Origin of the sequence: Bordetella genomosp. 8 (assembly GCF_002119685.1) — a bacterium.
GTDB lineage: Bacteria > Pseudomonadota > Gammaproteobacteria > Burkholderiales > Burkholderiaceae_B > Bordetella_C.
Genome location: NZ_CP021108.1, coordinates 3673063 through 3692416, shown reverse-complemented (window position 1 = coordinate 3692416; position 19354 = coordinate 3673063). Strand labels below are relative to the sequence as shown.

Sequence of the window (19354 nt, the reverse complement as noted above, 5' to 3'; positions counted from 1 at the left end):
TGTATTGGTTACAGGAAAGCCTTAATTTTTTCGCCGGGACTCATCCAAATGCGACGCCGGTCAGCTTTTCGGAAAGCACCCACAATCGTGCCGCGTTCTCCATGTCCAGCGCTTGCCGCGGAATCTTCGCCTTGGCCGGGAATCCGCGTGTTTCGGCCAATCTTGCGGGCCCGTAATACACGCCGCCTTGCGCCGCCGGTGACGTCGCCGCGTAAAGCGTTGGCAATGCCCCCAGGGCCGCGGGCTGGAACAGGAACCAGAGATATTTGCGCACCAAGGCGACAGCGCTGTTCGGGCCGGTCCCGTTAGGCAGCAGATCGGTGCGGGAAATGCCTGGGTGGGCCGGGATGCTCGCAATGCCCCAGCCCGTCGCATCGCTGCGCCGCTGGAGTTCGAGGCCGAACATAAGGCAGGCGAGCTTGGATTGCGCGTAGGCCTGCATCGGCTTGTACGTCCGTTCGGCTTGCAGATCGTCGAAATGGATCTCGCCGTCGCGGGCGGCAATGCTCGAAAGCGTCACGACGCGGGGACTTGTGCTATTGCGCAAAAGCGGCAGCAGGTGTGCCGTGAGTGCAAAGTGCCCCAGGTAGTTGATGCCGAACTGCAGCTCGAAGCCGTCGTCCGTGGTCTTGCGCTGCGGCGGTGTCATCACGCCGGCGTTGTTGATGAGGATATCCACGCTATCGAGCCTGGCACGCAGTCTTGAACCAAATGCGTCCATCGAACCCAGGCGAGCGAGGTCGAGTTCCTCGAAAAACACGGTTGCCTCGGGCGCATTTCGGCGCACGTGTTCAACGGCCGCGCGGCCCTTGGCCGGATTGCGTCCCGCGATGATGACGTTCGCGCCGGCACGGGCCAGCGCGAAGGCATCTTCGAGGCCGAGGCCGCCGGTACCGGTAATAATGGCCGTACGGCCACGTTGTGATGGTATGTCCGCTGCAGTCCAGTGGGTCATGATTCCTGCTCTTGAGGCTGATATTTTCTGCACCAAGTGCATATATTTATGCACTTGGTGCAATTTTGCAAGGCAAATCTAGGTGACATCGAGAACCGCTGACGATCAACCCGCGCGTCGAGGGCTACGCGAACAGAAACAACGCGAGACGCGCCTGCGCATTGCGGAAACGGGCCTGAAGCTCTTTCTGGCCCATGGCTACGAAGGGACAACGCTCGACGCGGTTGCCGAGGCGGCCGGCATCTCTCGGCGTACGTTCTTCTCATACTTCAGGTCGAAGGAAGACATTCTGCTCGCTTGGCAGGAAGGCGCATGGGACGCGATGCGAGCAGATCTATTGAAAGTCTCTCCCGACGAGGCGCCGCTCGATGCCGTGCGCAAAACGCTGATCGATCACGTTTCGCGCTACGACTCGGAGAAAATGCGCGCGATCGACCGCGTGATGCGCGCGAGCGAAACGCTCAAGGCCCGCAAACAGGCGGAATATGCGGCACAGGAGGACGGGCTGCACGCAACGCTGTGCGAAGTCTGGCGCCAGCCACAACGACGGCAGGCGCTGCGTATCGTCGCGATGGTCTCCATCGGCGCGATGCGCCTGGCCATCGAGGCCTGGGGAAACCAGAGCGGCGAGCGGCCGATCACCGCGTTCCTCGAGGAAACCTTCGCGGCGCTGAAGGTTGCGGTCGAATGACATGTGCCATCCGGACCTCACGATGAAATCAAAAGCGTTCGACCCACGGCCGGACCTCGATTTCCCAGGACCAGGCGCTACGGTGCTGGCGAAGCAGGTCGACGTAGGATTGAGCGATCGCGTCCGGATCGAGCGTCGAGTCGGCAGCGTCCACACGTTCGCTTGAACGAACGGAGCCATCGATGACGAAGTGGGCGACGTGGATGCCTTTGGGCATCAACTCCCGTGCGGCGCTCTGCGCGAGTCCCCGCAGTGCGAATTTGCCCATCGCAAAGGGGGCTGACAGGGCGAAGCCTTTTACGCCCGCGGTAGCGCCGGTCAGCAGGATCGCACCCTTGCCGGCGGGCGTCATGCGCCGCGCGGCTTCCCGCACGGTGTAGAACGCGCCCATTGCCGTCACCGCGACGGCCCGCTCGACTTCGCCGGGGTCCAGATCGGCGATCGGGCCGCGCACCCGGCCGCTCGCGTTGTAGACCACGATCTCAGGCGCGCCGATACGCTGTTCCGCTTCGGCAAACAGTTGCTCGACCTGGCGCGGATCCGCCGCATCGACGGCCAGGGCGGTGGCCCCGGTGCTTTCCAGCAGCGGGCCGAGCTTGTCCACATTCCGCGCTGCCACGACGACGGGAAGGCCCGCGGTCGTCAGGAGTCGCGTCAGCGAGGCGCTGATACCTGAGCCGGCGCCGATGATGAGTGCGTTGCGATAGGGGATATCCGTCATGGTTGGCTACTCCGGTTCGTGTCGGCGACAGGTGCATCACGAGCTGCATCACGAGCCGTAAATGTGTCACGGGTCCTAGTTGACACGCAAGCCATCGGCCAACCACGTCACGACGCTGGCCACCTTGGGCTGCAATTGGCGGCCGACCGGCCACACCAGGTTCAATGGCAGGCCGTCGGTGGTCAGCTCCGGCAGGATGGCGACCAGTTCGCCGCTTGCGAGCTTTTCCTCGACCAGCCATGTCGCCAGCTGCGCGATGCCGCAGCCGGCCTGCACCGCGGACACCTGGGCTTCGCCGCTGCCCACCACAATGTGTCCCTGCATCGTCCGGCGTTCTACGGTGCCGCCGGCATGGGCGATGAGCCAAGGGCTGGTGCTGCCATCGGCGCGGCCATAAAGCACCGCGGCATGACCGGCCAGCTCATCGGACGAAGCCGGCGTGCCGTGCTGTGCCAGGTACGACGGGCCGGCACAAAAGATCAGTCGCTCCCGGCCCAGATAGCGATGACCCAGCGCGGGCGGCCAGCGTTCCGGGCCGCCGATACGCACGGCCAGATCGATGCCTTCCTCGATCAGATCCACAAAACGGTCGGTGAAGGACACGTGGGGGTGCAGATGTGGATGACGTCCGATGAACGCCAGGAGCAGCGGCCAGACCCGCATTCTTCCGAAGGCGGCAGGCGTATCCAGGCGCAGTCGGCCCACGGGTTCGGTGCGCTCCGCCGCCAGCACCGACTCGGCTTCCGCCAGATCGGCCAGCACGCGCACGCAGGTCTGATAGAAGGCGGCTCCGGCATCGGTCAGGGCCAGCTTGCGGGTGGTGCGGTCAAACAGGCGCACAGCCAGGCGCGCTTCGAGACGTGCCACGCTCTTGCTGACGGCGGAATTGGTCAGGCTGAGGCGTTCGGCGGCTGCGGTGAAGCTGCCTGCCTCGACGCTGGCCACGAAGGCTCCGATACCCTTCAGGCGCTCGGCAGAAAACATCTGATGACCTTGAATCTGGACTGAAAGTCCATAATATCTTGAATAAACTCCATCAATAATAGTTTTATTCTCCAATAGACTTTGCTCCCGCTTCTCGATTCATGCTGGAGCCCCTTCCTGATGTCCACTTTGGCGGTCCCTGGTGACGCGGTTGCCTCCGGGCGCGGCGCCTTCTCCATTTTCATCCTTGCGGTGGCGGCCTTCGTCATCGTCACCACCGAGTACCTGATCGTGGGCTTGCTGCCGGCCTTGGCCCGCGACCTGGGCATCTCGATATCGCTGGCCGGCCAACTGGTCACGCTGTTCGCCTTTACGGTGATGCTGTTCGGCCCGGTCTTGACCGCGCTGCTGTCGCACGTCGATCGAAAGCGGCTGTTCGTCGCCATCCTGCTGGTCTTTACCGCCGCGAACGTGCTGGCGGCGCTCGCCCCGAACATCTGGGTGCTGGCGCTGGCGCGTTTCATCCCGGCGCTGGCGTTACCGGTCTTCTGGGGAACGGCCAGCGAGACCGCGGGACAACTCGCCGGGCCACAACGCGCCGGGCGAGCGGTTTCCCAGGTGTACCTGGGCATTTCCGCTGCGTTGCTATTCGGTATCCCGCTAGGCACGCTGGCGGCGGATGCCATCGGGTGGCGTGGCGCCTTCTGGGGGCTGGCGGCGCTGTCGCTGGCAATGGCGCTGCTGATCGCCATTTTCATGCCGACACTGGCCCGGCCGCGGCGCTTGCGCCTGGCCGAGCAGGCTCGCATCCTGAAAGACCCGCACTTCATCGCGAACGTCGCGCTGTCGGTCGTGGTGTTCACAGCGATGTTCACCGCTTACACCTATCTGGCGGACACGCTGGAGCGCATAGCGGGCGTGGCGCCGGCGCACGTAGGCTGGTGGCTGATGGGTTTCGGTGCCATCGGCCTGGCGGGTAACTGGCTGGGCGGGCGGCTGGTTGACCGGCGGCCGTTAAGGGCAACGCTGGTCTTCACCCTGCTGCTGGGCCTGGGCATGGCCGCGAGCGTGCCGGTCGCGCATACGCTGGGTCTGCTGGTGGTCGCGTTGGCGGTCTGGGGCGTTGCCTACACCGCGCTGTTCCCGGTCTGCCAGGTTCGGGTGATGAAGGCCGCTTCCCACGCCCAGGCGCTCGCGGGCACACTGAACGTGTCGGCTGCCAATGCGGGCATCGGGCTGGGTGCGATCGTCGGCGGACTGGTCATCGCGCAATGGGGCTTGGGTCGCGTGGGTTATGTCTCCGCCGCGATTGCCATCCTGGCGATGTTGATGGTGCCTTGGGTCGCGCGCTTGGCGTCGCAGTCCGATCAGGAAGCATGACGTTCGACCAGGAGCCGTTGCCGGATGTAGCGATTCAAAGGATCTGCATAGGTCCGCGCGACCACCGTGCTCAGGCCGACGGAAAGCAGCAGGTAGCCTGCCAGGAGCCCCATTTTCTGGTCTCCCAACACGGTGGAAGGCGGCGCTATCGTTCGTAATGCCCCCAGCACGATCAGGTGGAACAGGTAGAGTTCATAGTTCAGTCTGCCGAGTGCTTCCAATGCGGCGGACGCATGCGTGCGCTGGATCCTTGTTTCGTTCGCTCGACCCTGCATGGCCAGGAGCAGGACCGCCGTGCCGAAAGCGATGGCCGTGACACCTAATACATTGCTATCCCGGATGGGCCAGGCAAGGTAGACAGCCGCCATGCATGTCGCCGTCACCCATGTCGCGACGCGGCGCGCGCGGCCATCCCATTCGAGCCGCCTGGCGAGCAAGGCCGCGCAGCAGCCCATGGCGATTCCATCGAAACAGGCGAAATACGCGTAGAGATAGCCGCCTTCGTCGCCCTGATGGAAAAGCCGATAGATCGGACCCACGGCGATGCATGCGAGCCATAAGGCAAGAAGCCGCGATTCTCGTCGCAGTATCAGGCAGAGCAGCGGAAACGACAGGTAGAACACTTCCTCGACGGAAAGCGACCACAACACACCGAGCGCATAGTTGGTCCAGCCATGCGTACCCACCAGCACGTTCATCCAGAATGTCAACGACGCCAGGTTCACCAGCCACAGCGAGACCGGCACACCGTTCGGCGCATGATTCTGGAAGATGGCGATACCACCCATCGCCAGCGCGTTCACAACGATCAACAGCAGTAGCAGGCACGGGACGATGCGGGCGATCCGCAGGGCGTAGAAGCCCCTGGCGTCGACAAGGCCGGGTCGGCGCCACCGGCGCATCGTATGGGTGGTGATCAGGTAGCCGGAGATCACGAAAAACATCGTGACTCCGTAGTTGCCATTGCGCGCAACGGCCCGGACGGCTTCCCATCCGATTACGCGCGACAGGAACGTGTCGTCGAGCCGATAGGCGATATTGAAGTGGTGGAACAGCACGAGCAGGATGGAGATGCCGCGCAGGAGATCGATCTTCCTGTTCCGCTGGTCGTCCGGGCTCATGCCGCGCTCGTGGCCCACTGCACGAATGCCTTGCCTGCTTCGCGCAGAACCGCCTCCCGCCTGTCCATCTTGACGCCCGGCGCATCGTAGTAGACGGCGACGAGCAAGGGCGTGCGCCCGGGCGGGCGCACGAGTGCGTAGTCATTGGTTTCGTTGTCGATGTTGGTTCCGGGACGATCGGCGGCCTGCCAATCGGCTGGCAGCGCCGCGCGGATCCGATTGAGGCCCGGCTTGCAGTCGGCCATCCCGCGTTCCAGCGTCGCGCGAGAGTTCGTGCTCAGGACATCGCCGAGCAGCAGGCCTTGCGCCACGGTGGCGATGGCTTTCGGCGATGTGGTGTCGAAGGCGCCGTCCGCGCGGTTCGAGTCGGGTTCATAGCGATCCGAGCGCGTGACGGTGTCGCCGAGGCCACGTACGAACCGGGTAAGCCCGGCAGGGCCGCCGGCACTGCGCATCAATAGGATCGCGGCCGTATTGTCGCTTTCCACCAGGACCGCGCGGCAGAGTTCTTCGATCGACATCGATCCACGTCCGACGTTGGCCTTGGTTACGGGCGACGTGAAAATCAAGTCCTTTTCCGTGTAGCGCACGAGGCGGTCGAGCCGCTCGGCGCCGCCATCGACGCGTTGCAGTACCTGCGCGGCGAGTAATCCCTTGAAGGTGCTGCACATCAGGAATCGTTCGTCGGCGCGATGGGCGAGGGTGCGGCCCGTAGCGGTATCGACCGCGAAAACACCAAGGCGACCGCCGTTACGGCGTTCGATATCGGCCAGCGCCGATCCGGCTGCATGGACGTCGCGGATCGCACCCATGCCCGCGAGCAGCGGCAATCCAATCAATAGTTTTCGGCGGAGGAGGGAAGGAGTCACGGTCGGATCCGATATGGGCTTGAAGAAAGGCGGTGAGCGCGGTGGACAACCAACCGGGTCGTCATCGGCACCGGGATTCTAAAGGGCTTGGTCTTGACAACGCAGCTATGGACCTCTATTCTGACTAACAACTGTTAGGTAGGTAATGGAATGGCTCTTTGCCAACTTGCCCGGAACGGGCGTCAACCAGGAGAAAACCGGTGCCAGGTATTGCCAGGAATGTCGAGAAGGACGAGCCGCTGATGACGGTTCATGATTTTCCCAAGGGTCCATATCCCACGCGTGTGCGCATCGCCCTCGCGGAAAAGAATCTGCAGGACCGTGTGCGATTCGTGATGGTCGACCTGTACAAGGGGGAGCACAAGGATCCGGAATTCATGGCGCGTAAAAACTATTCGGGCACATTGCCGGTGCTCGAGCTTGCAGACGGTACCTGCATTGCCGAGTGCACCGCCATCACGGAATATCTTGACGGACTGGACAACCATCCCACGCTCACCGGCAGGAGCGCCCTTGAAAAAGGCATCATCCATATGATGAACAAACGGGCCGAGATCGAGTTGCTCGATGCGATCAGCGTGTACTTCCATCACGGCACCCCGGGGTTGGGGCCCAAGGTCGAGCTGTACCAGAACCCTGAATGGGGAATCAGGCAGCGCGACAAGGCCTTGCGCGGGATGCATTACTTCGACGCTGTGTTGAGCAAGCAGCCTTATGTGGCAGGCGCGGAGTTTTCGATGGCCGACATTACCGTGATCGGTGGCCTGGTCTTTGCCAGGATCGTCGACCTGCCCGTGCCCGCCGAATGCACGGCCTTATTGGAATGGTACGAGCGCATGAAGCAGCGCCCCAGCGTACACCGGCAGCCCGCATTTTCGGATATCGCGGTCGGCTAGACGCGGTCGGCCTAGACGCGGTCGGCCTGACGTGACCGGGGCAGGCTGCCGACGACGGAATGTGCGAGCGATAGCGGGTTATATACTGCGCTTCGTCAGTACGTTCGTCGAGGTGGAATCGTGGCGATTCAAGCAAACAATAGCTCAAGTGAGCGCATCCTGTCGGTCGCGAAAAAGATCGCGCAGGCGCATGGCTATGGTGGCTTGAACCTTCGCAGCCTGGCTGAGGAAGTGGGCATCAAGGCGGCAAGTCTCTACCATCATTTCCCGAGCAAGGCGGACCTTGCCGCCGCCGTCGCCAGGCGTTATTGGGAAGACTCGGCGGCGGCGCTCGAAGCGCTGTCGACCAGGTTTCCCGATCCGGCCGACTGCCTGCGCAAATATCCGGAGACATTCCGCAAGTCGCTGGAGAACGGCAACCGCATATGCCTGTGCAGCTTCATGGCCGCTGAATACGATGATTTGCCCGACCTGGTCAAGACGGAAGTCCAGGCGTTTTCCGACGTCAACGTTGCCTGGCTTGAGAAGATGCTTGTGGCAGCGGGCATGGGCAATTCCAGGGAAGCGAAGAAAAGAGCGCGTGCCATATTCGCCGCAATCGCGGGCGCGCAACTGATGGCGCGCGGCCGTTCCGACATCAAGCTGTTCGACGCGTTGATCGATGGCTATCGGGCGGCTGGGTTGTTGCCGGCCTGAAGGAAAAGTGAAGACTCCACCTCCGATAGACAAACCCGACATGGACTGGAATGATCTGAGGTACTTCTTATGCGTGGCCCGCAGCGGAAGCCTGACGCAGGCAGCGGGCGAACTGGACGTCAGCCAGTCCACGGTCAGCCGTCGCATCGGGGAGTTGGAATCGAGCCTGGGGATCGTTCTGTTCGCCAGGAGTCAGACCGGCTATCTGCTGACCGATGAGGGGCGCGAGGTGTTGAGGCACGCCGAACAGGTCGAAGACAGCGTCATGGCACTGGAGCGCGGGGCGGCGGGCATCGACAAGATGCCTGTGGGCACGGTCAGGCTGGCGACGTCGGAGAACCTTGCGACCGATCTCATCATCCCGGCCATGCCCGCCTTCAAGGCGCGATATCCCGGCATCTGCATCGAGATCATTACCAGCACGGTCACCGCCGAACTCGGTCGCCGGGAGGCGGATATTGCCTTGCGCGTGATCCGTCCCGCACGTGGCAACCTGAAAGTCAGGCGCGTTGGCCACATGACCTATTCGGTATACGGTAGTCGCGGATACCTGGACGACCATCCGCCTGTCGAAGGCGAGCCGCTGGCGGGACGCCACTTCATTGCCTGGGACGAGAGCCATGCGCACCTGCCCGCGGCGGCCTGGCTGGCGCGCGAGCATCCGGCCTGCCGGATCGCGCTGATCACCAGCAGCCTGCCCGCCCAGATCGCGGCGGTCCGGGCCGGCCTGGGATTGGCCGTCATTCCTGATTTCCTGGCCGTGGACGACGACTTCGTGCGCGTCGTCCCGCCGGAGCAGGTGTTCAGCAACGAGTTATGGCTGGTCACCCATGCCGACCTGGCGGCATCGGCGCGCATACGGGCAGTGGCCGATTTCCTGGCCGATCAGGTGGTGAACGCCAACCCCCGGCTCGCCGTGGCCCGCTAGGAGGCGGACGCCATCTTGCCGCCCCAAAGATCGACGGGGCCGAGACGATCGGCGCCCTGGGTGGCGAGCATCCAGCCCGGGTATTCCGGGGGCAACTCGCTGACCGCATCCAGTTGCCGGATTTCCTCTTCGCTCAACGTGATATCGACCGCGGCGATGTTGTCTTGCAACTGGCTGAGGCGCTTGGCGCCCACCAACACCGACGTGACGACAGGCTTGGAGAGCAGCCACGCCAGCGCAATCCGTGCGGGGCTGCAGCCGTGGGCTTCGGCGATGGGCCGCATCACGTCGATGACATTCCATGCGCGTTCCTTGTCGACGATGGGAAAATCGAATCCCGTGCGACGCGAGCCTTCCGGCGATTGGTTGTCGCGGCTGAATTTTCCGGACAACAAGCCTCCGGCCAAGGGGCTCCAGACCAGCAGGCCCATCTTCTCCTCTTCCAGCAACGGACCCAATTCACGCTCCAGGTCGCGGCCTGCGATCGAGTAATAGGCTTGCAGCGTGTTGAAACGCGCCAGGTTCAGGCGGGCCGAGATTCCAAGCGCGGTCGCGATGCGCCAAGCCTGCCAGTTCGACACGCCGATGTAGCGGACTTTGCCCTGGCGGATCAGGTCGTCCAGCGCGCGCAGCGTTTCCTCGGCCGGGGTCAGGGTGTCCGTTGCATGGACCTGATAGAGATCGATGTGGTCGGTCTGCAAGCGCTTGAGGCTGGCGTCGACGGCATCCATGATGTGGCCGCGCGACGCGCCGACGTCGTTGCGGCCGGGACCCATGCGGCTGTAGACCTTTGTGGCCAGCACATAATCCTTGCGCGGGATGCCCAGGTTCCTGAAGGACTGGCCGAGCGTGCTTTCGCTTTCACCGCCCGAATAGACGTCGGCGGTATCGAAGAAGTTGATTCCCGCGTCGATACTGGCCTTCACGAGTTCATCGGCGCCGGCCTGGTCGACGCTGCCGATATGCTGGTATACGCCGCTGCCGCCGCTGAAGGTCATCGTGCCCAGGCAAAGCCGCGACACGAGCAAACCGGTATTGCCCAAGGTTTGGTATTTCATTTGCGCTCCTGGAGAGAACCATGGTTCGGTCCTTTGGTTTCGCCGCCTGTTGGCTCGGCTGGGCGCCAGTGTGAGGTTTGCGAGAAAAGAAATAAAGATTGTTTATTGAGGGATAATTTTCTGTTTTTAGAAAGTGCGCGGGCGCCGTGCGTTCTATGCGCCCCATGGGCCTGGGCGAAGCGGCTGACCATAAGCGCCCGGCGCCTGGTTAAAATTTTGGTGAAGTTTATGTTCAGCGCGGTCGCAAGGGCATAATCGTTCGAAGAACGGCAAGCCGACGAGGAGTTGCATGCGACTGACGATTTCTACCCTGGACGATGCCGACGGCCTAGCCGACCTTGTCAATCAGGCATATCGCGGCGTTTCGTCCGGCGGTTGGACGACCGAGGCGGGACTGATACAGGGACGGCGCGTCGACCAGGCCGCGCTCGCCAGGATGATCCAGGAAGGGCAGACGACCATCCTGATCGCCAGAGACCCGGACTCGCATCGGATTCAAGGGTGTGTCGCGGTCCGCCCAATGGATAAGGACGAGTGGTATCTGTCGATGTTGGCGGTCAGCCCGGCCTGCCAGGCCGCTGGCATAGGCAAGTCGCTCATGGCCGCCGCCGAATCCTTTGTTGGCGCGCAGGGCGCGGTTTGCGTGAAGATATCGGTCATCAACGTTCGGGATAGCCTGATCGCCTGGTACGAGCGGCGAGGTTATGAACGAACCGGCGAAATCGAGGCTTTCCCGTACGACGACCCCAGCGTCGGCGTGCCGTTGCGGGACGACCTGACGCTGGTCACCCTGCGCAAGATGCTGCGATCGACGCAAGCCACGCAGGGACGGGCCTAGCCATGACCGATGGCAAGCGTGTTCTGGTCTTGGGCGCGACGGGCGGCATCGGCGGCGAGGTCGCACGGCAATTGCGGGATGTGGGGTGGGACGTACGCGGCTTGCGTCGCAACCAGTCCAGGGGCGACGCGGAGCGAGGTATCGAGTGGATCGCCGGCGATGCGATGAAGCGCGATGACGTTATGCGTGCCGCCGAGGGCGTGTCGGTGATCGTGCACGCGGTGAATCCACCGGGGTACAGGCGTTGGGCCGAACTCGTGCTGCCCATGATGGACAACACCATCGCGGCGGCGCAGGCCGAGCGGGCGACCATCGCCTTGCCGGGTACCGTGTACAACTTCGGGCCCGATGCATTTCCATTGTTGAATGAGCACTCGCCGCAGCATCCGGCGACACGAAAAGGCGCGATACGCGTCGAGATGGAGGCGCGCATCCAACGTGCGACCCAGTCGGGTGCGCGCGGCTTGATTGTGCGTGCGGGAGATTTCTTCGGGCCAAGGTCGGGCAGCAACTGGTTTTCACAAGCCTTGGTCAAGCCGGGCCGGCCCGTGAAGAAGATTACCAACCCTGGCACGCCGGGCGTCGGGCATCAGTGGTCGTATCTGCCCGATGTGGCGCGCGCCATGGTCGAACTGTTGGAGCGGCGCGATGCGCTCGATGCCTTCGCACGCTTTCATATGGGCGGGCACTGGGACGAGGACGGCACGCAGTTCGCCGCTGCCATCAAGCGGGTGGTGGCGAAGCGCACAGGCCGGGAGCCGAGTGTTGCCAGCCTTCCCTGGTGGCTGTTTACGCTGGGGGCGCCGTTCAACGAAACATTCCGCGAAGTGAAGGAGCTGCGTTATCTGTGGCGCACGCCACTGCGTATGGATAATGCCCGGCTCGTGGCTATGCTCGGTCGTGAACCGCGCACGCCGCTCGACGAAGCGATCGAAGCGACGCTCCAAGGGCAGGGGTGTCTACGGTGAGGCTCAGGCCGGCGCGGACTGCCGCAATGTCCTGACCAGCAGCGCCTGCAAGCTGTCGACGGCCTTTGAAGCGCGCGATTCGCGGCTCCTGTAGACCGCCACTTCCATCGGTTCGAGCGGGCCCAGGTTTTCGTCGCGCCCCAGGATGCGCAGATGCTTGGGGGCGCTGCATTGAGTCAGCGCCGCCACGGCGAGTCCGCTTTCGACCGCGGCAATCTGCCCTGCAAGGCTGGAACTGTTGTAGACGACTTTGTACCGCCGTCCCTGCTGCGCGAGCGACTGGATCGCGCTGCGCCGCGCGAGACTTGCGCTTTCGTAGACGGCGATCGGCATGGGGTCGCGGCGCCACAACTCGAATTGGGGAGCGCCCACCCAGACCATGGGTTCGTGGAATAGCAGTGTCCCCCGTCGTCCGTGATCGCGCGACACCAAGGCGATATCCAGCTCGCCGCCTGCGATGCGCGGAATCAGGGAGGTCGATTGCTCGCAGACCAGCTCGATTTCCACGCCGCTGTGTTGCGGCGCGTATCGCCGCAGCACCGGTGTCAGGTATCTTTCGGCATAGTCGTCGGGTACGCCGAGCCTGACCTGGCCGGTGAGCTGCTCTCCTTGCAGGGCGATATGCGCTTCCGCGTGCAGGTCCAGTATGCGGCGAGCATAGCTGAGCAGCGTCTGGCCGTCCGGCGTGAGCTCCAGCTTGCGGGAGCCACGATCGATGAGCCGCAGCCCCAGGGCGCTTTCCAGCTTTTTCAGTTGCATGCTTACAGCCGACTGCGACCGGTGGACTTCGGTCGCCGCGCTCGACAACGATCCGGCGTCGACCACGGCCACGAAGCATCGCAGCCAGTCCGTCTGCAGATTGCGCTGATCCATGTTCGATACTTTCGAATTTCGAATGGTTGAACTGCGAATTATGCGCTTTCCATAGGTTCCAGGCACATGGAAACTACCGGGCATGAACACGAACCAGCGGATAGTGGAGACCAGCGCGGGCCTTGCGGCGCCCCGAACCTGGTCGGGTGCGCAACTCTTCGTACTCGGGAATGCGCTGCTCGGGACGATCGGCGTCTTCGTAAACGAGGCCCGGGCCGATCCCCTGACGGAAACGTGGTTCCGCTGCGCGTTTGGACTGGCCGGAATGACTGCGTGGATGGTGATGCGCGGGCGCGCCCGCCATCTGCTGCCGACCCGCATGACCGTCGCTTGGATACTTGCCGCCGCCTCCTTGATGGTCTTCAGCTGGAGCCTGTTCTTCACCGCCATCGACCAGCTGTCGGCAGGCGTGGCGATCGTGCTATGCAATATGCATCCGATATGGGCGCTGCTATTGGGCGCTTTATGCCTGAAGGAATCGCCAGGCAAGCGCCGCATGGCCGCGGCTGGCGCGGCGATGATCGGCCTGGTGCTGGCGGCGGGTATCGCCGAGCATCCGACGGCCGGCATCGATGATCAGGCGTATTGGGTCGCCGTGGCCTTGTGCCTGGTGGCCGGGTTCTGCATGGCATGCGTGACCATCATCGCGCGCCGGTTGATCGGTCTGCCGGCGGGCGTCCTGGCGTGGTGGCAGTGCGCCATCGGCGCCGTCACGCTATGGGTCTGGCCGGCCCAGCATGGCTGGCCGGAGTGGGGCGAGCCGTGGGCATGGCTCGCCGGGCTGGGAATCATCCACACCGGGCTGGCGTATACGCTCATGTATAGCGGCATGGCGCGTCTGAAGACGGACCGCATCGCCTTGTTCCAGTTCGTGTATCCCGCGGTCGCGATCGTGATCGACTGGATCTTGCTGGGCCAACGCCTTAGCGGGATGCAGCTGACGGGCGTCGCGGCAATCGCGGTCGCGATCTGGTTCGCGGAGCGCGCGCCGGCGCATATTCCCGAACCCGGCGGCCGAGCCTAGAGCGCCACCGCGCGCACGCGCAGCGGTGTCGCGTCGGTATAACGCTGGACGTCCGCCATCACTTCGGGTGATTCCGGCGAATTGAAGGAGGCCTCCATGGCCGCTTCGTTTTCGAAGACGCATTCGCAGATGGCCAGGGTGCCGCTGTGCGCCACGGCGGGATAGAAGGCGCTTGCACTGATCAATCCGTGCCGCTGCCATGACTTCATGACCAGGGGCAGGTGATGCTGGATGTAGTAATGGCGGTCGAAGCGGGTTTGCGGCGTACCCCGATAATAGACATAGACGACGACGGGGGTGTTTTCAGCGTTCATTGGTGTAGGCTCCCGAAATGGCGCGGCCTGCCCGGCTCGGCGCATCTGCCGTCGCGCCGCTGCGCCGAGCGAATGTGGTGCCCAATATCGAGCCCGCGCCCAGGCAGACCGCGATGCAAAGAATCGCGATCAGGAAGGCATGAGTAATGCTCGCGGGATCGTGCCGCGAACCCAGGACGGTGTAGAAGACCCCGCCGATCACGGCCACGCTGAGCGCCGTGCTGACCTGCAGGGTCGAGCTCGCGATGCCGGCGATCATGCCGGAGTAAGCCGGGGCCACCCGGCTCGTCACCAGGCGCATGAGCGTCGGCATGCCGAGCCCTTGTCCGAAGCCGATGGCGAAGAGAATGGCGCCCAGCAGTACGGAGGCGGGCGCCATCCCGGTGGGTGTGCCGACGACCAACACGGCGAGCGCGACGAAGCCGGCGGCCTCCAGCCCCAATCCGATGGGGTTGACCCAGTCGCCCAGAACGCGCCTGAAGGACGGCGTGGCCAGCGGACCGAGCAGGAACCCCGCGCCGAACGGCAGGAACACCAGCCCCGCGTCCAGCGCGTCCACATGCAGCGCATTCTGCAGGTACACCGATAACAGCAGGAAGAAGGCGGCGATCGAGTAGAAGAGCAAGGCGATCACCAGGGCCCGGCCCAGGCCCGGCGCCCGCAGCGCCGTGGGGTCCAGCAGGGGAGAGCCGCCTTGACGAGCAAGCCGGGCCTCATAACGCCAGAACAGCCATGCCAGCATGGGCGCGGCGACCAGCGACACCCAGGACCACAAAGGCCAGCCTGCCTCTCGGCCTTCCACCAGCGGTACGATCAGCGCGCCCAGCGTGGCCATGGACAGCAGAATGCCCACGGGGTCGAGCTTGCTGGCGTGGGGCGCACGTGTTTCCTTCAAGACCCGGATGCCGAACAGGATGACCAGCACCGCCACCGGCAGATTCACCAGGAAGATCGCACGCCATCCCAGGCCGAACAGGTTCAGTGAAATCAGTATGCCGCCCAGCGCCTGTCCGATGACGGACGCCAGGCCGAAGACGGCACCGTAGAGGCTGAGCGCGAGCGGTTTTTCCCGTTCGGGAAAGATCGCCTGGACCGAGGCAAGCGCCTGCGGCGCCATGATTGCCGCGGTCACGCCCTGCAAGGCCCGTCCGGCGACCAGCGACCAGGGAGACCAGGCGAAGCCGCACAGCACCGACGCAGCCGCGAAGCCGGTCAATCCCAGGAAGAACATGCGGCCGCGGCCGTACAGATCGCCCAGGCGTCCGCCGGTGATCAGCGTGACGGCATAAAGCGCGGCGTAGGAAGAAATCACCAACTGCTCGGCGGACGATGACGTTCCGAGGTCCGCCTGTATCGAGGGAAGGGCGACATTGACGATGAAGAAGTCCAGCGGCGGCAGGAAGGAACCGACCAGCAGGACCGCGAACATTGCCCAGCGGCGATCATGGTTGGGGGGTAGGTGTTGTGGTGACATAAGCGCCTTTTTTAGGAACTGTTTGGTTCCAAAATGGGTAAAAAAAATTGAGGTCAGTTGAGGACGAGCATCGCGTTTTCGATGATTTCGGTCATCTCGCTTTCCGACGCGCCGGTCTTTCCGAGCACGCGCATTCCTTGTATCTGGCAAACCAGGAAACGCGCCATGGCCTGCTCGTCGCCTTCGCGGATTTCGCCGTTCGCCTGGCCGCGAACGATGGCGCCGGCATAGAGCTGCTGGATCCGGCGGAACATGCGACCCGTGCGTTCGGCGATATCGGCGTCATGCGCGGCCTGTTCGACGGCCATGGCCACGACCAAGCAGCCGCGACGCCCGGCCGCGTCGCAGGACAGGTGTACATAGCGTCGCAGCGATGCACGTATGGCTTCCTTGACCGAGCCGGGCTGGGACAGGAGATCGGCGGTTTGCTTGAGGCCGTCGGCCATATACACATCGAGGGCGGCCAGCAGCAGGCCTTTCTTGTCGCCAAAGGCCTTGTAGATGCTGCCTCGCGACAGCCCGGTGCCCTCGATCAGGTCGGGCAGGGAGGCGGCTTCATAGCCGTGGTTCCAGAACACATGCATCGCGTCGCGCGCGGCCGCGTCGAGCTCGAATTCGCGGGGGCGTCCGGGGGAAGTCTGTGGTGCCATGGTTGTTCGACCGATCATGTCGCTATTTGGAACTGAATGGTTCCCATATTAGCGCCGAATCTCACTCGGGGCAAGTCGTGCGTCCGGGCGGCGCCATTCACCGTTCCAGCGGAGGCGGGACGAGATCACGGATGTGGTTTACTTGCGGCTCTCGCGGAGGAGATAAAAAATGAAAAAACGCCAGTTCCTTACTTCTGGCCTGGGGATGGTCGCACTCGCCATGACCCCTGTCCTGGCTCGGGCGCAAGCCGTGGCCCAAAGCCCGAACCCGTCGCCAAACCAAAACCGGACGCCAGCGTTCCCGCCGTTCAAGACCGCCACCATCGTCGTCGGCTTCGCCGCCGGGGGCGCATCGGACGCCGCGGCGCGCATCATAGCCAGGAAGCTTACCGACGACCTGGGGATACCCGTGGTCGTGGAGAACAAGCCCGGCGCGGGTGGCAACATCGCCCACCAGTATGCCGCCCATCAAAGTCCTACCGATGGCAGCAGCATTCTGTTCGGCTCGGTCGGCCCCCTGGCGATCGCGCCGCACTTTATGCCCCTGCAGTACGACCCGGTGAAGGACCTGGCGCCCATCACCATGGGCGTGAACTTTCCCAATGTGCTGGTCGTCAACAGCAGCCTGCCCATCAAGACGTTCGCCGAGTTCATGGCCTATGCCAAGGCCAACCCGGGCAAGATCGATTTTGCTTCCACCGGCCACGGGTCGGCCTCGCATATGGCGGGTGAGCTGCTGATCGATATGGCGAAGGTGGATATCGTGCATATCCCCTACAAGGGCGGCGCGCCGGCCTTTCAGGACCTGATGGGCGGCCGTGTGGCGGCGTATTTTTCCACCTTGGCGACGGCCCAGCCCGGCATCGATGCCGGCAAGCTGGTGCCGCTGGCGACCACCGGCCTGAAGCGCATGGCGGCCCTGCCCGACCTGCCGACCATCGCCGAGACCTACCCTGGGTATAACGCGACGAATTGGTACGCCTTCGTGGCCTCTTCCAAGGTACCCGTCGCGGTGCTCGACGCCTGGAACGCCGCACTGGTCAAGGTGCTGAAGTCCCCCGACGTGGTGGCCGCGCTGGACAAGCATGGCTTGCCACCGGCGCCGGGTAGCCGGCAGGAGCTCGCCGAGGAAATCGCCCGCGAGTCGGCGATGTGGGGTCGTGTCATCCGCGACCGCAATATCAAGCCGGCATGATCAAGCTGGAATGAGCGGGCAGCCCGTCAGCGCAGGTTGGTGCGGGCCAGTTCCACCAATTCGTCGCCGCGCCCGCTGAACACCGCGCGCAGCATGTACAGGCTGAAGCCCTTCATCTGCGCGTAGTTGATGGACGGCGGAATGGCCAGTTCGTGCTTGGCTGTCACTACATCGACCACCGCCGGACCGGGGTGGGCGAACGCTGCTCGCAGCGCGCCTTCCAGTTCGTCGGACTCCTCGACGCGTACGGACCATATGCCGGCGCCCTTGGCGATCTGCGAAAAGTCCGTCTTGGACAGATCGACGTTGGTGTCCAGATACCCCGCGGCCTTCAGCTCCATCGAAACGAAGCCCAGCAGGCTGTTGTTGTAGACCACTACCTTGATCGGTAGTTCATGCTGCACGGCCGTCAACAGGTCGCCCAGCAGCATGGACAGGCCGCCGTCGCCCGACAGGGATACGACCTGGCGGGCCGGATGCGCGGCCTGCGCGCCCAAGGCCTGCGGCATGGCGTTGGCCATCGAGCCATGGTTGAACGAGCCGTGCAACTGGCGTTGGCCGTTCATCGTCAGGTAACGCGCGGCCCATAGCGTGGGCGTGCCCACGTCCACGGTGAAGATCGCGTCCGGCGCGGCGACCTGGTCGACCAGGCGGGTCAGGTACTGAGGGTGGATGGGGCGGCCCGGCGCGGAGGGCGTCGCCAGGCTGTCCAGGTCCTTGCGGGCGTCCGCGTAGTGCTTCAGGGCGTTGTCCAGGAAGCGTCGCTGCGTCTTGCGCTGCACGCGCGGCAACAAGGCGGCGACGGTCTCCTTGACGGTGCCGACCAGGCCCAGGGTCAACGGGGTCCGGCGCCCCAGTTGCGCCCCCCGGTTGTCGACCTGGATGATCTTCGCATCGGGCGGGTAGAACGGCCGGTAGGGGAAGTCGCAGCCCAGCAGCAGCAGGGTGTCGCAGGACATCATGGCGTGATAGCCGGAGCTGAAGCCGATCAGCCCGGTCATCCCGACATCGTAGGGATTGTCGTACTCGATGTAGGGCTTGCCGCGCAGCGCATGGACGATGGGTGCGCCCAGGGTGTCGGCGAGCGCGACGACTTCATCGTGCGAGCCGGCCACGCCGCTGCCGCACATGATCGTCACGGCGTCGGCGTCATCGAGCAGGCGCGCGAGTTTGTCGATTTCGGTATCCGGCGGGGTGATGGCCGGAGGCGCCACCGGCGTCCAGGCTGGCGCGACATCCGGGCCTTCGCTCAGTGCGACGTCGCCTGGAAGGACGATGACGGCGACCCCGCGCTCCTGCAAGGCGGTGCGCATCGCCCGTTCCAGCACGCGCGGGAACTGCGAGGCGTTGGTGACCAGCTCGACATAATGGCTGCATTCGGCGAACAGGGCCTGCGGGTGCGTTTCCTGGAAATAGCCCAGGCCGATTTCCGTGGAGGGAATATGAGCCGCGATGGCCAATACGGGCTGGCGGTTGCGATGGCAGTCATACAGGCCGTTGATCAGATGCAGGTTGCCGGGGCCGCAGCTGCCGGCGCAGACGGCGAGCTGCCCCGTGGATGCCGCGTCGGCGCCCGCGGCGAAGGCGGCGGCTTCTTCGTGCCGGGTATGCATCCATTTGATCGACCCCAACTGGTCCAGGCTGTAGGCCAACCCGTTCAAGCTGTCGCCGGTGACGCCCCAGATTCGCTGCACGCCCGCGGCGGCCAGGGTTTTCGCCAGATAATCCGCTATCGTCTGCTTGGCCATCGGTGGTTCTCCGGATCGGTGCGGTAGAGCA

20 protein-coding genes are annotated in these 19354 nt (G+C 64.0%); 9 read left to right on the top strand and 11 right to left on the bottom strand.

The features are described 5' to 3' along the window. Positions 1–40: 40 nt before the first annotated feature. Positions 41–955 (bottom strand): SDR family oxidoreductase, encoded by a 915-nt coding sequence (locus tag CAL12_RS16760; protein WP_086065676.1) that lies wholly within the window; start codon positions 953–955, stop codon positions 41–43. An 82-nt stretch (positions 956–1037) separates the two neighbouring features. Here CAL12_RS16760 and CAL12_RS16755 point away from each other — a divergent pair, with 82 nt between their 5' ends. Then, positions 1038–1646 carry a TetR/AcrR family transcriptional regulator gene (locus CAL12_RS16755; RefSeq protein ID WP_086065675.1) on the top strand — a complete coding sequence of 203 codons (609 nt, stop codon included), beginning with the start codon at positions 1038–1040 and terminating at the stop codon, positions 1644–1646. A gap of 28 nt (positions 1647–1674) precedes the next feature. Here the strand turns inward: CAL12_RS16755 and CAL12_RS16750 are convergent, their stop codons facing one another. Together CAL12_RS16750 and CAL12_RS16745 are read right to left on the bottom strand one after the other, a co-directional pair. After that, complete coding sequence (locus CAL12_RS16750; protein WP_086065674.1) at positions 1675–2367, bottom strand: SDR family NAD(P)-dependent oxidoreductase; 693 nt, start codon at positions 2365–2367, stop codon at positions 1675–1677. Between the two features lie 75 nt (positions 2368–2442). Continuing rightward, complete coding sequence (locus CAL12_RS16745) at positions 2443–3351, bottom strand: LysR family transcriptional regulator (protein WP_086065673.1); 909 nt, start codon at positions 3349–3351, stop codon at positions 2443–2445. 120 nt (positions 3352–3471) lie between these two features. On the opposite strand from CAL12_RS16745, the gene CAL12_RS16740 reads away from it, so the two are divergent. Further along, a complete protein-coding gene (locus tag CAL12_RS16740; RefSeq protein WP_086065672.1) occupies positions 3472–4671 on the top strand; it encodes an MFS transporter in 1200 nt (399 codons plus the stop codon). Here the strand turns inward: CAL12_RS16740 and CAL12_RS16735 are convergent. Both CAL12_RS16735 and bla read right to left on the bottom strand, forming a co-directional pair. Further along, positions 4659–5792 (bottom strand): acyltransferase family protein, encoded by a 1134-nt coding sequence (locus CAL12_RS16735; protein ID WP_086067943.1) that lies wholly within the window; start codon positions 5790–5792, stop codon positions 4659–4661. The genes CAL12_RS16740 and CAL12_RS16735 overlap by 13 nt on opposite strands. Then, the gene (gene bla, locus CAL12_RS16730; protein WP_086065671.1) at positions 5789–6661 is read right to left on the bottom strand and encodes a class A beta-lactamase; all 873 of its coding nucleotides are present in this window, start codon (positions 6659–6661) and stop codon (positions 5789–5791) included. The genes CAL12_RS16735 and bla overlap by 4 nt, the downstream gene beginning before the upstream one ends. Before the next feature lie 242 nt (positions 6662–6903). Here bla and CAL12_RS16725 point away from each other — a divergent pair, with 242 nt between their 5' ends. The 3 genes from CAL12_RS16725 to CAL12_RS16715 all read left to right on the top strand — a co-directional run bounded on the left by CAL12_RS16725 (position 6904) and on the right by CAL12_RS16715 (position 9181). Continuing rightward, entirely contained in the window at positions 6904–7557 is a 654-nt protein-coding gene (locus CAL12_RS16725) for a glutathione S-transferase (RefSeq protein WP_086065670.1), read from the top strand. Between the two features lie 120 nt (positions 7558–7677). Then, positions 7678–8253, top strand: coding sequence for a TetR/AcrR family transcriptional regulator (locus CAL12_RS16720; protein ID WP_086065669.1), 576 nt, complete (start codon positions 7678–7680; stop codon positions 8251–8253). A 40-nt stretch (positions 8254–8293) separates the two neighbouring features. After that, positions 8294–9181, top strand: a complete 888-nt coding sequence (locus CAL12_RS16715; protein ID WP_086065668.1) for a LysR family transcriptional regulator — start codon at positions 8294–8296, stop codon at positions 9179–9181. Here the strand turns inward: CAL12_RS16715 and CAL12_RS16710 are convergent. Next, positions 9178–10239, bottom strand: coding sequence for an aldo/keto reductase (locus CAL12_RS16710; RefSeq protein ID WP_086065667.1), 1062 nt, complete (start codon positions 10237–10239; stop codon positions 9178–9180). The two genes, CAL12_RS16715 and CAL12_RS16710, sit on opposite strands and share 4 nt — an antisense overlap. 289 nt (positions 10240–10528) lie before the next feature. Between CAL12_RS16710 and CAL12_RS16705 the strand changes: the two genes are divergently transcribed. Continuing rightward, entirely contained in the window at positions 10529–11077 is a 549-nt protein-coding gene (locus CAL12_RS16705) for a GNAT family N-acetyltransferase (RefSeq protein WP_086065666.1), read from the top strand. Between the two features lie 2 nt (positions 11078–11079). Next, entirely contained in the window at positions 11080–12045 is a 966-nt protein-coding gene (locus tag CAL12_RS16700) for an NAD-dependent epimerase/dehydratase family protein (protein WP_086065665.1), read from the top strand. Between the two features lie 3 nt (positions 12046–12048). Here CAL12_RS16700 and CAL12_RS16695 read toward each other — a convergent pair whose 3' ends face one another. Beyond that, entirely contained in the window at positions 12049–12918 is an 870-nt protein-coding gene (locus CAL12_RS16695) for a LysR family transcriptional regulator (protein ID WP_086065664.1), read from the bottom strand. A gap of 82 nt (positions 12919–13000) precedes the next feature. Between CAL12_RS16695 and CAL12_RS16690 the strand changes: the two genes are divergently transcribed. Continuing rightward, on the top strand, positions 13001–13942 hold the full coding sequence (locus CAL12_RS16690) for a DMT family transporter (protein WP_086065663.1): 942 nt from the start codon (positions 13001–13003) through the stop codon (positions 13940–13942). On the opposite strand, the gene CAL12_RS16685 is transcribed toward CAL12_RS16690, so the two are convergent. From CAL12_RS16685 to CAL12_RS16675, 3 genes are all read right to left on the bottom strand, one after another. Then, entirely contained in the window at positions 13939–14256 is a 318-nt protein-coding gene (locus tag CAL12_RS16685) for an EthD family reductase (protein ID WP_086065662.1), read from the bottom strand. The genes CAL12_RS16690 and CAL12_RS16685 overlap by 4 nt on opposite strands. After that, a complete protein-coding gene (locus tag CAL12_RS16680; protein ID WP_086065661.1) occupies positions 14246–15685 on the bottom strand; it encodes an MFS transporter in 1440 nt (479 codons plus the stop codon). The genes CAL12_RS16685 and CAL12_RS16680 overlap by 11 nt, the downstream gene beginning before the upstream one ends. A 98-nt stretch (positions 15686–15783) precedes the next feature. Next, entirely contained in the window at positions 15784–16380 is a 597-nt protein-coding gene (locus CAL12_RS16675; RefSeq protein WP_232464547.1) for a TetR/AcrR family transcriptional regulator, read from the bottom strand. A gap of 169 nt (positions 16381–16549) precedes the next feature. Between CAL12_RS16675 and CAL12_RS16670 the strand changes: the two genes are divergently transcribed. Then, positions 16550–17575: a Bug family tripartite tricarboxylate transporter substrate binding protein gene (locus CAL12_RS16670; protein ID WP_232464546.1), complete on the top strand. Its 1026-nt coding sequence runs from the start codon at positions 16550–16552 to the stop codon at positions 17573–17575. Positions 17576–17601: 26 nt separating this feature from the next. Here the strand turns inward: CAL12_RS16670 and poxB are convergent, their stop codons facing one another. After that, positions 17602–19323, bottom strand: coding sequence for a ubiquinone-dependent pyruvate dehydrogenase (gene poxB / locus CAL12_RS16665; protein ID WP_086065660.1), 1722 nt, complete (start codon positions 19321–19323; stop codon positions 17602–17604). Positions 19324–19354: the final 31 nt, after the last annotated feature.

What these genes read in the sequence shown, in the direction of transcription:
- CAL12_RS16700 (WP_086065665.1), top strand. Translation starts at nt 11,080, where the DNA reads ATGACCGATGGCAAGCGTGTTCTGGTCTTGGGCGCGACGGGCGGCATC.
- CAL12_RS16735 (WP_086067943.1), bottom strand. Translation starts at nt 5,792, where the DNA reads ATGAGCCCGGACGACCAGCGGAACAGGAAGATCGATCTCCTGCGCGGC.
- CAL12_RS16725 (WP_086065670.1), top strand. Translation starts at nt 6,904, where the DNA reads ATGACGGTTCATGATTTTCCCAAGGGTCCATATCCCACGCGTGTGCGC.
- poxB (WP_086065660.1), bottom strand. Translation starts at nt 19,323, where the DNA reads ATGGCCAAGCAGACGATAGCGGATTATCTGGCGAAAACCCTGGCCGCC.
- CAL12_RS16670 (WP_232464546.1), top strand. Translation starts at nt 16,550, where the DNA reads ATGAAAAAACGCCAGTTCCTTACTTCTGGCCTGGGGATGGTCGCACTC.
- CAL12_RS16715 (WP_086065668.1), top strand. Translation starts at nt 8,294, where the DNA reads ATGGACTGGAATGATCTGAGGTACTTCTTATGCGTGGCCCGCAGCGGA.
- CAL12_RS16760 (WP_086065676.1), bottom strand. Translation starts at nt 955, where the DNA reads ATGACCCACTGGACTGCAGCGGACATACCATCACAACGTGGCCGTACG.
- CAL12_RS16695 (WP_086065664.1), bottom strand. Translation starts at nt 12,918, where the DNA reads ATGGATCAGCGCAATCTGCAGACGGACTGGCTGCGATGCTTCGTGGCC.
- CAL12_RS16685 (WP_086065662.1), bottom strand. Translation starts at nt 14,256, where the DNA reads ATGAACGCTGAAAACACCCCCGTCGTCGTCTATGTCTATTATCGGGGT.
- CAL12_RS16745 (WP_086065673.1), bottom strand. Translation starts at nt 3,351, where the DNA reads ATGTTTTCTGCCGAGCGCCTGAAGGGTATCGGAGCCTTCGTGGCCAGC.
- CAL12_RS16740 (WP_086065672.1), top strand. Translation starts at nt 3,472, where the DNA reads ATGTCCACTTTGGCGGTCCCTGGTGACGCGGTTGCCTCCGGGCGCGGC.
- CAL12_RS16710 (WP_086065667.1), bottom strand. Translation starts at nt 10,239, where the DNA reads ATGAAATACCAAACCTTGGGCAATACCGGTTTGCTCGTGTCGCGGCTT.
- CAL12_RS16680 (WP_086065661.1), bottom strand. Translation starts at nt 15,685, where the DNA reads ATGTTCGCGGTCCTGCTGGTCGGTTCCTTCCTGCCGCCGCTGGACTTC.
- CAL12_RS16690 (WP_086065663.1), top strand. Translation starts at nt 13,001, where the DNA reads ATGAACACGAACCAGCGGATAGTGGAGACCAGCGCGGGCCTTGCGGCG.
- CAL12_RS16750 (WP_086065674.1), bottom strand. Translation starts at nt 2,367, where the DNA reads ATGACGGATATCCCCTATCGCAACGCACTCATCATCGGCGCCGGCTCA.
- CAL12_RS16705 (WP_086065666.1), top strand. Translation starts at nt 10,529, where the DNA reads ATGCGACTGACGATTTCTACCCTGGACGATGCCGACGGCCTAGCCGAC.
- CAL12_RS16675 (WP_232464547.1), bottom strand. Translation starts at nt 16,380, where the DNA reads ATGGCACCACAGACTTCCCCCGGACGCCCCCGCGAATTCGAGCTCGAC.